At 61.6% G+C, this 11,127-nt stretch carries 9 protein-coding genes; 4 read left to right on the plus strand and 5 right to left on the minus strand.

Features of this window, described 5'->3' with window-relative positions:
- Positions 1 to 59 precede the first annotated feature (59 nt).
- Positions 60 to 1,685, plus strand: a complete 1,626-nt coding sequence (locus A7K61_RS19610; protein ID WP_069558173.1) for a methyl-accepting chemotaxis protein — start codon at positions 60 to 62, stop codon at positions 1,683 to 1,685.
- A 186-nt stretch (positions 1,686 to 1,871) separates the two neighbouring features.
- Here A7K61_RS19610 and fabB read toward each other — a convergent pair whose 3' ends face one another.
- From fabB to A7K61_RS19635, 5 genes are all read right to left on the minus strand, one after another.
- Positions 1,872 to 3,092 (minus strand): beta-ketoacyl-ACP synthase I, encoded by a 1,221-nt coding sequence (gene fabB / locus A7K61_RS19615; RefSeq protein ID WP_003190033.1) that lies wholly within the window; start codon positions 3,090 to 3,092, stop codon positions 1,872 to 1,874.
- A gap of 11 nt (positions 3,093 to 3,103) precedes the next feature.
- Positions 3,104 to 3,619, minus strand: a complete 516-nt coding sequence (gene fabA, locus A7K61_RS19620) for a 3-hydroxyacyl-[acyl-carrier-protein] dehydratase FabA (protein WP_069558174.1) — start codon at positions 3,617 to 3,619, stop codon at positions 3,104 to 3,106.
- A gap of 249 nt (positions 3,620 to 3,868) precedes the next feature.
- On the minus strand, positions 3,869 to 5,770 hold the full coding sequence (locus A7K61_RS19625; protein ID WP_044273022.1) for an ATP-binding protein: 1,902 nt from the start codon (positions 5,768 to 5,770) through the stop codon (positions 3,869 to 3,871).
- A complete protein-coding gene (locus tag A7K61_RS19630; RefSeq protein WP_069558175.1) occupies positions 5,767 to 6,693 on the minus strand; it encodes an ABC transporter substrate-binding protein in 927 nt (308 codons plus the stop codon). The genes A7K61_RS19625 and A7K61_RS19630 overlap by 4 nt, the downstream gene beginning before the upstream one ends.
- Position 6,694: 1 nt before the next feature.
- Positions 6,695 to 8,815 (minus strand): TonB-dependent siderophore receptor, encoded by a 2,121-nt coding sequence (locus A7K61_RS19635; protein ID WP_102047792.1) that lies wholly within the window; start codon positions 8,813 to 8,815, stop codon positions 6,695 to 6,697.
- Between the two features lie 195 nt (positions 8,816 to 9,010).
- Between A7K61_RS19635 and A7K61_RS19640 the strand changes: the two genes are divergently transcribed.
- From A7K61_RS19640 to sixA, 3 genes are read left to right on the plus strand one after another with little or no spacing between them, the layout of a single operon-like run.
- Positions 9,011 to 10,036: an NAD(P)H-dependent glycerol-3-phosphate dehydrogenase gene (locus tag A7K61_RS19640; RefSeq protein WP_044273025.1), complete on the plus strand. Its 1,026-nt coding sequence runs from the start codon at positions 9,011 to 9,013 to the stop codon at positions 10,034 to 10,036.
- 10 nt (positions 10,037 to 10,046) lie between these two features.
- Entirely contained in the window at positions 10,047 to 10,394 is a 348-nt protein-coding gene (locus tag A7K61_RS19645) for a DUF4389 domain-containing protein (protein WP_003190047.1), read from the plus strand.
- Positions 10,391 to 10,840: a phosphohistidine phosphatase SixA gene (gene sixA / locus A7K61_RS19650; RefSeq protein WP_044273026.1), complete on the plus strand. Its 450-nt coding sequence runs from the start codon at positions 10,391 to 10,393 to the stop codon at positions 10,838 to 10,840. The genes A7K61_RS19645 and sixA overlap by 4 nt, the downstream gene beginning before the upstream one ends.
- Positions 10,841 to 11,127: the final 287 nt, after the last annotated feature.

The following is an 11,127-nucleotide window of genomic DNA, read 5'->3' on the forward strand; positions in this document are numbered from 1 at the left end:
CGATAACGTCCAAGAGACCCGCTGCAGGTGGATGCAGTACTTTTGGAAGGAACCCTGGCATGAATATCCGCAGTTTGAATATCGCCCCTCGCGCCGGCCTGGGCTTTGGTGTGCTGGCGTTGATGGTGTTCGTCTTGGGCGGCTTTGCCCTGTTGCAGATGGCCAATATGCGCCAGCAGTCGGACCAGGTGGAGACCAACTGGCTGCCCAGCGTGATGGCGGTAGGGGAGATGAACCAGGATGTGTTGCGTATTCGGGCGCTGACGTTGCGCTTGCTGGTCAACCGCGACCCCCAGGCGGTGGCGCAGAACGAGCAGAAAATCGCCGAGATCAAAACCGATTTGCACCACGCTGAAGGCGTGTACGAGGCTTTGATTGTCTTGCCTGAGGAGCGCGTGCTGTTTGATCGCTTCAAGGTCGAGCAGCAGCAGTACCTGCAACGCCAGGAGCAGGTGGTGGGCTTATCCAAGGCCAATCGGCTGGAGGAGGCCATTGCGGTGGTCAATGGCGAAATGAATCAGATGGCCGACCAGATGGCTGTCACCCTGCGTGAGCTGGTCAATCTGAACAAGTCCAGCGCCAACGAGGCCGCCCGGCTCGCACAGCAGGTGTTCAGCCAGTCGCGGGTCTGGGTGATGGTCATGATTGGCGTCACAGCGTTGATCACGATCGGCCTGGCGGTGTGGCTGACGCGCAGCATCGTGCTGCCACTGGCACAGTCGTTGAAAGTGGCCCAGGGCGTTGCCAGTGGCGACTTGACCGGCGAGATCAGGCTCAGTGGCAGTGACGAGCCGGCGCGCTTGCAGCAGGCGCTCAAAAGTATGCAGGAGAGCTTGCGCGACACTATCCGGCGCATATCAGAGTCATCGAACCAATTGGCGTCGGCTTCCGAAGAACTCAGTTGCGTCACCGAGGATTCGACCCGCGGTTTGCACCAGCAGAACCAGGAAATCGAACAGGCGGCCACGGCGGTCAATCAGATGACGGTGGCGGTGGAGGAGGTGGCGAGCAATGCCGTGGCCACTTCCCAGGCGTCTCGCGAATCCGACCGTATTGCCCAGCAGGGGCGTGAGCAAGTACAGCAAACCGTGGTGTCGATTGAAGCCCTGGCGACCGATGTGACCGCCAATGTGACCCAGGTCGAGGAGTTGGCGCAAAAGGTCTATGGCATCAGCACAGTGCTGGACGTGATTCGCTCGATTGCCGAGCAAACCAACTTGCTGGCCCTGAACGCGGCCATTGAAGCGGCGCGAGCCGGGGATGCCGGGCGCGGGTTTGCGGTGGTGGCCGATGAGGTGCGGGCCTTGGCCCATCGCACCCAACAGTCGACCCAGGAAATCGAACAGATGATCATCGGCATTCAGCAGGGCACCGACCTGGCCGTCAGCTCGATGCAGCAGAGCAACACGCGGGCGCGCTCCACATTGGACATCGCCAAATCGGCGGGCACGGCCCTGGAAGAGATTGCCTCGGCATTCACCTTGATCAACGAGCGCAACCTGGTGATTGCCAGTGCCTCGGAGGAGCAGGCGGCGGTGGCGCGGGAGGTGGATCGCAACCTGATGAATATCCGCGACCTGGCGCACCAGACATCGACCGGGGCCAACCAGACCAGTGCGGCGAGCCAGGAGCTGTCGCGGTTGGCGGTGGATTTGAATTCGATGGTGGCGCGGTTTTCGGTGTAGGGCGGGAAACCGGGTTGGCCCATTCGCAGGCAAGCCAGCTCCCACACTGGACCGCGTTTCTTCAAGGTGAGCACGGTCGAATGTGGGAGCTGGCTTGCCTGCGATGAAGGCGACGCGGTTTCAAATCAAAGCACAAAAAAAGCCCCGAACCAGTCGGGGCTTTTTCATGTGATCAACCTGCGGGGCTTACTTGCCCTGCCAGCGCTTCAGTACCAGGGTGGCATTGGTGCCACCAAAGCCAAAGCTGTTGCTCATCACGGTGTCGATCTTGGCGTTTTCAACGGTCTTGGTCAGGATCGGCATATCGGCCACAACCGGATCAATTTCGTCGATGTTGGCCGAGCCGGCCATGAAGTTGCCTTCCATCATCAGCAGGCAGTAGATCGCTTCGTGAACGCCAGCGGCGCCCAGGGAGTGACCCGACAGGCTCTTGGTCGAGCTGATCTTCGGAGCCTTGTCGCCGAATACCGCACGCACGCCTTCCATTTCCTTGGCGTCGCCGACCGGAGTCGAGGTGCCGTGGGTGTTCAGGTAGTCGATTGGGGTGTCAACGGTGGACATTGCCATCTGCATGCAGCGGATGGCGCCTTCGCCGCTTGGGGCCACCATGTCGTAGCCGTCGGACGTCGCGCCGTAGCCGACGATTTCCGCGTAGATCTTGGCGCCACGGGCCAGAGCGTGTTCCAGCTCTTCAACCACGACCATGCCGCCACCGCCGGCAATGACGAAACCGTCACGCTTGGCGTCGTAAGCGCGGGAGGCTTTTTCCGGGGTTTCGTTGTACTGGGTGGACAATGCACCCATGGCGTCGAACAGGAACGACTGGCTCCAATGCTCTTCTTCACCGCCGCCGGCGAAGACGATGTCCTGCTTGCCCAGTTGGATCTGCTCAACGGCAGTCCCGATGCAGTGGGCGCTGGTGGCGCACGCGGAGGAGATCGAGTAGTTCACGCCCTTGATCTGGAAGGGCGTGGCCAGGCAGGCGGAAACGGTGCTGCCCATGGTCCGCGTGACACGGTACGGGCCGACGCGCTTCACGCCTTTTTCGCGCAGGATGTCCAGCGCTTCCATCTGGTTGAGGGTCGATGCGCCGCCGGAGCCGGCGATCAGGCCGGTGCGTACGTTCGAAACCTGGTCTTCGCTCAGGCCGGAGTCGGCGATTGCGTCTTTCATGGCCAGGTAGGCGTAGGCGGCAGCGTGGCCGACGAAGCGATAGATCTTGCGATCGATCAGTTCTTCGAGGGGCAGGTCAATGGAGCCGGAAACCTGGCTACGCAGACCCATTTCGGCATATTCCGGGTTGAAGCGGATGCCAGGGCGACTTGCACGCAGGTTAGCGGTGACGGTCTCTTTGTCATTGCCCAGGCAAGAAACGATGCCCAGACCAGTGATAACGACGCGGCGCATGCGGATAACCCTTAAAAGTTGTCAGTGGAAGTGAATACGCCGACCCGAAGGCCTTCGGCAGTATAGATCTCGCGACCGTCGACAGTCACCGAACCGTCGGCGATGGCCAGGTTCAGCTTGCCCTTGAGGACGCGCTTGATTTGAATGTTATAGGTGACTTTCTTGGCGCTCGGCAGTACCTGGCCAAAGAACTTCACTTCGCCTGAACCCAGGGCGCGACCGCGGCCCGGCAGGCCTTGCCAGCCCAGGTAGAAACCGACCAGCTGCCACATGGCGTCAAGGCCCAGGCAGCCTGGCATCACAGGGTCACCTTCGAAGTGGCAAGCGAAGAACCACAGGTCCGGGGTGATATCCAGCTCGGCGACCAATTCACCTTTGCCGTACTTGCCACCCGCTTCGCTGATATGGGTGATGCGATCCACCATCAGCATGTTCGGGGCGGGCAGTTGCGCGTTACCTGGGCCGAACAGCTCACCGCGACTGCAGCGCAGCAGGTCTTCCCGAGTAAAGGCGTTTTGTTTGGTCATGCGAGCTCCTCAATAATCCCATGCGGCAGGGTAGGGCAAATCTTCCCGAACCGAATGAAGCGTTCATGCCTCATAGCGGCAGCCTACACATAGACTATTGCGTTGTAGTGAAAGTCACAGCGGCAAGGCACTGAATGTACACTTGTTCACTGAAATTTTAAACCGGGCCTGTTTATCGGCCCGTTCGGGTGCCTAAGACTGCCGCACTTTCGTCTTTCACGCCAGTCGCAGTTGGCTGATGGCGCGGCGCTATTGCACCCAGCGCTGCAGGATTTGCTGCAAATCCGTGCGTTTGAACGGCTTGGCCAGGTAATCGTTCATTCCGGCTGCCAGGCAGGCTTCGCGGTCGCCCTGCAAGGCGTTGGCGGTCAGGGCGATGATCGGTAGATCGGCGCAGCCGGGCAGTTGGCGAATCTGCCGCGTGGCTTCGTAGCCATCGATCAAGGGCAGGCGGCAATCCATCAGGATGGCGGTGAAAATCAGGCTCTCGGCGCTGCGGATCGCCTCGGCGCCGTCCGTGGCCAGGCTGACTTCAAAGCCCAGGCTGCGCAGCATCGCTTCGACCACGGTGCGGTTGACCGGGTTGTCTTCCACCAGCAGCACGTGGCGCCCGTCGCCGGCGCTGGCTTTGCCGAGCGCGTCAGGAGCGGCCACCGGCACATGCTGCTGGTCGATGGCCAGCGGAATTTCCAGGGTGAACACCGAGCCTCGACCTTCTTCGCTCTGGGCGCGCAAGGTACCTCCCATGCGCTCGGCCAGGGTGCGCGCAATCGGCAGGCCCAGGCCTGTTCCACCGTAACGCCTGGAAATCGAACTGTCGGCCTGCTGGAATGCATCGAACATCAATTCCAGGCGTTCAGCGGAAATGCCAATGCCGCTGTCGCGCACGGTGCAGGTGAACCACACCAACTCATGGTCCAGGGTTTGCCAGTGGGGCTCGACGGTCACGCTGCCACGTTCGGTAAATTTCAGTGCGTTGCCGATCAGGTTCACCAGGATCTGGCGGATCCGTGTCGGATCGCCGCGCACCCGCAGGGCCTCCATGCCCATGGGAATCGGCAGTTCCAGGCTCAGCCCACGCTGCTGGGCGCTGTGCTGGAAAGCCTGGGCGCAGCTGTTGATAAGGTCGGCGAGGTTGAACGCAATATGTTCCAGTTCCAGGGCGGCGCGTTCTATTCGCGAGAAATCAAGGATGTCATTGATCACCTTGAGCAAATGCTCGGTGGACTCGGACGCCAGCGCCGCATACTCGGTCTGCTCCTCGGTCATCTCGGTGGTTTCCAACAGTTGCAGCATGCCCAGCACGCCATTCATGGGCGTGCGCAGTTCATGGCTCATCATCGCCAGGAAATCCGACTTGGCGTTGTTCGCCCGCTCGGCTTCTTCACGGGTCTGGATCAGTTGGGCCATGGCTTGCTGCTGTTCGCGACTGGCCTGTTGAAGGCCCTCGGCCAGGTTGTTGATATGCCGCGAAAGGTCGCCCAATTCCGAGTCATCGACGATCGGCAATGGCGTTTTGTAGTCGCCTTGCTGGATGGCCTTGACCGCATGCCCCATGGCGCTGATTGGCTTTGACAGGCTCGCCGACAGGCGTCGCGCCAGCAGGAAGGTAAACAGCAGGGCGAACAGCGCCAGGATCCCAGCTTTGAACAGGATTTCCTGCTGGCGCTGGCTGAACGCATCATTGGACATGCCCACGATCACCCGCCCCAGGTAATCCGCGCGGGGGGCTTTGGGTTCGTTGAGGTTGTCCTGGAAAAAGTCATTGTTGAGCTGGATGTGTTGCAGGCGGATCGGTGCCTGGAACACCTTCACCGACAGCGAGCGATCATGTCGCTCGGACGGCTGCTCCACGTACACCAGGATGTTCTCGGCGCTGTCCTGGATCTCCAGGAAGCGTACATGGGGCGTGGCCAGGGTTGCACGCAGCAGGGATTCAAGCACGTCGTTGTTGCCGGAAATCACGCCGTACTCAGTGGCAGGGGCCAACTGGTTGGCGATCAGTTGACCGGTGTGGTCCAGTTCCTGGCGCAAATCCTGGATACGCACGAAGGTAAAGAAGCTGATGAGCAGCAGGGTCAACAGCAGCGCGGGGCCCAGGGTAATGAGCTGGGTGCGGGTGTTGATATCCCAACGACGGCGCAAGGTCATGGGCGTTTTTCTCCTTCTGCCAGGCGGGCGGCAACGGCGACTTCATCGACCTGTTCGATGCCCAGTGAGCGTGCGACTTGCGGGTTGCCCACGACTTTGAAGTGTTGCGGGTAGAGCGTGTGCGGCCAATTGGCCGGCGGCTGGTCCAGCAGGTGATTCAGCACGGCGAGCCAGTCGGCCTGATCGCTGTAGGTGCTGGCCAGGCTGCCGGCCCGCACAAACCCGGCATTGGGCCCTACCAACGGCAGTTGTTGGGCATAACTGCTCAGCAACAGGTTTTTCACGGTTTTGGGGTTGTACAGGTTCGGGTCGTCCAGGCCCAGTAGCACGTCGCTGTTCTTGAACAGGTTTTGCAGCGGCCGGCTGTCACTGGTGTTCTCCCAGAGCTGGGGCACGATTTCCAGGCCCATGGGCTTGGCGGATTGAGTCAGCTCGCGCAGCAGGAACTCACTGCCGGCATCGTAAAGCACGCCAACGCGCTGGGCCTGGGGCAGGATATGGGCGATCAGGCGCAACTGACGGTCCAGGGGCGGGTCGCTCCAGAGCAGGCTGATTTTCGCCGGATGGGTGTTGCCCAGGCGTTGCCGGGCCTGCAGGCGGCTGATGCGCAATACCAGGGTGGGCGGCCCTTGTTCATCCTGCAGTCGCCAGTCCAGGCCGGGCAGGTCAAGGAGGATCAGGCGGGTGCTGGCAGGCAAGTCCCTGGGCGCCGGCAACGTGTTGAGGGGGGTGAAGCTGACCTGGTCGTCGGGGCGCTGCTGGGCAAGGGCCTGGGTAAAGGCGCGCACGCCGGCGCTGTCTTCGGCGGCCGTCAGCAGGATGTTGGCGCTCCACGCCGGCGCCGCCAGCAACAGGCACGCGAGCAGCAGGCCACGGCGCCAAAACCGTGAAACCAAGAGGGTCATCCGTGACTGATCGGCCATGTCAGAAGTCCAGCTCGGCGCTGAAGTAGAGAACGTGGCGATGGTCGTAGTTGTTGTCGGCCCAAGTGGTGGGCTGGTTGTCCAGGCGTTGTTGCAACATGCCCGCCAGCTCCACATTGGTTTTGCCTACGGCGATGCGCTTGGCCACCCGCAGGTCGACCCGCTGGAAGCGATATTGGTTGAGTGCGTCGTCGCCATAGTAGAACAAGGCGCTGGACCAACCCTGGCCCCATTCACGCAGCCAACCGGCCGAGCCGCTGTTACGCGCGGTTTGCGCCTTGTCCCGCGGGTTGCTGGAGGTGGCGTCTACATAAGCATAGGTCAGGCGCAGGCGGTCGGCGTTACTCACGCGCCAGTCGAACTGCGACTCGGCACCGCTAAAGCGCGCACTATTGGCGTTGCTGGCGATGTATTGGTTGTTACGTAGCGGAGAGCTGATCATGTCGGTGATTTCGTCATAGAACAGCTTCACGTCGACATTCAGCCCCAGCTCGGCAAAGAAGCCGTTGTAGCCCAGCTCGCGCGAGCGCATCAACTCTTTGTCGAGGTTGCCGGGGCCGCGCGTCACGACAAAATATTGCCCGGCGTTTTGCCCGTAGGTCGGGGAACTGAGATTGGTGACGCGGTAGCTCCAATTGACGTTGTTCTCAAACATGTCCGGCGAGCGTATCGCCTCGGAGTAAACCGCGCGCAAGCCGTGGCGGGGGTTGATCAGGTAATTGACCGCCACCCGTGGCGTCAGCGAGTTGCCGCTCAGGTGGGTGTCTTCGTACATGGCGCCACCTTGCAGCAGCCAGTGCTCGCTGGCGCGCCATTCCAGGTGCCCGAACAGGCGCCAGGTGGTGTCGTCCAGGGTGCCATTGAAGTAGGTCTCGGAATCGGCGCGGTCGTAGCGGTAATTCATGCCGCTGACCAGGCGCAGGCTGTCGGAGAGGCTGAGCGTGTCCTGGATCTCCAGGTCGTAGCGGCTTTCACGGGTGCTCTGGTCGATATCGCCGCACACGCTCTGGTTGGCGCCGTTGCGCCACTGGTCCAGCACCTGGTTGGCCAAGGCCTGTTCGGCGGCGTTACCCGGTGGGGCGGAGCCTTGGCTGTAAGTGTCCATGTGCCGCGCCAGCAATTCGGCATAGTTGGGGTTGAGCTGCCATAGCTGGGTCAGTTCAGGGCTGAACGAGGCCTTGGCGTCACAGGCTTTCCAGATTTGCTTGCGGTCCCATTGCTGTGCCGAGCCCTGGATATACAGGCTGTGGTCGGGGTTGAAGTCAAAGTTCCAGCGCAGGGAGCCCGCGTAGTCTTTGGCGGTGACGTCGGAATTGCTGCCGCCTTCGGTAATCCCGGCAAACACTGGGGTGTAGGTATAAGGGCGCTGGTTGGTGCCTTCCTTGACGTTCAGTTGCCAGTCGAGGCTTTGTTGCGCGTTCAAGGTCTGGCTCACCGCCAGGCTGAAACGGTTGAGACGGCGCCCGTCACGGCGGTCGGCGCCGGCCGCGTCACTGTCAAATCCATCGTCCTGTTGCCCGGACAGGGACAAGCGCAAATCGCCGGTCTCCCAGCCCACACCCTGGCTGGCATAGAAGTCATTGATGCCACGCTCGCCACGGATGACCTTTACCCGCGAGCCGTGGCTGTTGGCCGGCGAGCGGGTGAGGATATTCACCACCGCCATCAGCGCATTGGCACCGTAGCTGACCGTGTTGGGGCCGCGAAACACCTCGATGCGCTCGATATCCTCCATGGCCACCGGGATATCGCTCCAGTCCACCGTGGCCAGGCCGGCGCGGTAGACCGAGCGCCCATCGATCAGCACCTGCATGCGCCGTGCATCGCTGGCGCTGGTGCCGTGGTAATTCACTGAGGCCTGGTTACCGCTGGTGTAGCCGACCATCATCCCCGGGACCAGCCGCAGCAGTTCCGAGATGTCCCGGGCGCCGCTGGCCTTGATCAGCTCACTGTCGATCACCGTCATGCTGCCGGGCACGGCGGCGGCCGATTGCTTGAGGCGCGTGGCGGTCAAGACCTGCGGCAGCGGCTGGCTGTCGAGGAATAGATCGTCGGCTTGCGCGCAGGTAGCGCACGCCAGCATCAATAACAGTGATGAGCGAGGAGGGGGGCCTAGATACACGGCACGGCCTTGTTAATTGCGGATAGCCGCCCATGTTAACCGAGGCGCGGCTATTTGCCAGTCGTAGGACTTGCAATTACTTCGCACATCCATGGCATTTTCCGACAACCCCGCGAATTGATACGGGGGCTGGCCGCAAGCCGGGCGCCCCGTATAATGCCGCCATCGCCACTGGTATGGATTAACGGATTGCATATGACTGAACAGCGCCCTATTGCGGTCCTGGGAGGCGGAAGTTTTGGTACCGCCGTGGCTAACCTGCTGGCCGAGAACGGCCACGCGGTGCGCCAGTGGATGCGCGACCCCGAGCAGGCCGAAGCCATTCGCGTGCATCGCGAAAACCCCCGTTACCTTAAAGGTATCAAGATTCATCCTGCCGTCGAGCCGGTGACCGACCTGCTGGAAACCCTCACGGCCTGCGACCTGTGCTTCGTCGCGCTGCCTTCCAGCGCCTTGCGCTCGGTATTGGCGCCCCACGCCGAACGCCTGGCCGGCAAGCTGCTGGTCAGCCTGACCAAGGGCATTGAGGCCCACACCTTCAAGTTGATGAGTGAAATCCTCACCGAAATAGCCCCGCAGGCGCGTATTGGCGTGCTGTCCGGGCCGAACCTGGCGCGGGAAGTTGCCGAGCACGCATTGACCGCCACCGTGGTTGCCAGTGAAGACGAGGCCTTGTGCGAGCGCGTCCAGGCTGTGCTGCATGGCCGTACCTTCCGGGTCTACGCCAGCGCCGATCGCTTCGGCGTCGAATTGGGCGGGGCGTTGAAAAACGTCTACGCGATCATTGCCGGCATGGCCGTGGCCCTGGGCATGGGCGAAAACACCAAGAGCATGCTGATTACCCGGGCTCTGGCCGAGATGACCCGTTTTGCGGTGAACCAGGGCGCCAACCCCATGACCTTCCTCGGCCTGGCGGGCGTGGGTGACTTGATCGTCACCTGTTCATCGCCTAAAAGCCGCAATTATCAGGTCGGGTTTGCGCTGGGCCAAGGGCTGAGCCTGGACGAGGCGGTGACGCGCCTGGGCGAAGTGGCCGAAGGGGTCAACACCCTCAAGGTCTTGAAGGCCAAGGCCCAGGAAGTGGGCGTATATATGCCGCTGGTCGCCGGGCTGCACGCGATCCTGTTCGAAGGGCGCACCTTGAACCAGGTCATCGAGTTGCTGATGCGGGCCGAGCCCAAAACCGATGTCGACTTTATTTCCACCAGTGGTTTCAACTGAGGAACGCGTCATGAACGATCCCAAAGCTGCCCCTCCTTACGAGTCGATTGTCTTGCGCATCCTGTGGATGCTGGTGTTTGCGCTGGTATGGCAGGTGGCGCAATTCCTGCTCGGCGCGCTGGTGGTGGTGCAATTGATTTACCGGCTGATCTACGGCGCGCCGAACCTGGGCCTGATGAATTTTGGCGACAGCCTCAGCCAGTTCCTGGCGCAGATCGGCCGCTTTGGCAGCTTCCACACCGAACAAAAGCCTTGGCCGTTCGCCGATTGGCCAACCCCGCGTGCGCCCGAAGGTGAAGCGGCCCACAGCGTACCGCCGGCACCGCACCCGGTGCGTGATGAAGAGCCGAAGCTATGAAGGTATGGATTTTGCGTCACGGTGAGGCCCAAGCGCATGCGCGCACGGACGCCGAGCGCAACCTTACCGAGCATGGGCGTGCCGAAGTCTTGCGCAGTGCTGCGCACCTGATTGGCCAGCCCTTGGGCGCCATCATTGCCAGCCCTTATGTACGGGCGCAGCAGACGGCGCAGTTGGTGCGCGATGTGCTGGGGTTTCAGGCCGATATCGTTACGGTGCCGTGGCTGACGCCCGATGGGGATGTTCAACAGGTGCTGAAGAAACTCGACAGCGATGACGACGTGCTGTTGGTCAGCCACCAGCCGTTGGTGGGCAACCTGATCAGTTTTTTGCAGCATGGGCATCAGCGTCAGCCACAGCTGATGTATACGGCCAGCTTGGCGCAGCTTGAGGGGGACTTTCCGTTGGCGGGGTTGATGAGTCTGGTCGATGTGAAGAATCCCTAACGCACTCCAACTGTGGGAGCTGGCTTGCCTGCGATGACGGCCTGCCAGCCAACACCTATCTACCTGACACCTCAACGATCCCTCTGTGGGAGCTGGCTTGCCTGCGATGACGGCCCGCCAGCCGACGCCTGTCTACCTGACACCCCAACGATCCCTCTGTGGGAGCTGGCTTGCCTGCGATGACAGCCTCCCAGCCGACACCTGTCCACCTGACACCCCACAATCCAACTGTGGGAGCGGGCTTGCTCGCGAAGGCGGCCTAGCAGTCAACGCAGTTGGATTGTGTA

This window comes from Pseudomonas sp. AP42 (assembly GCF_001728935.1).
Lineage (GTDB): Bacteria > Pseudomonadota > Gammaproteobacteria > Pseudomonadales > Pseudomonadaceae > Aquipseudomonas > Aquipseudomonas lactis.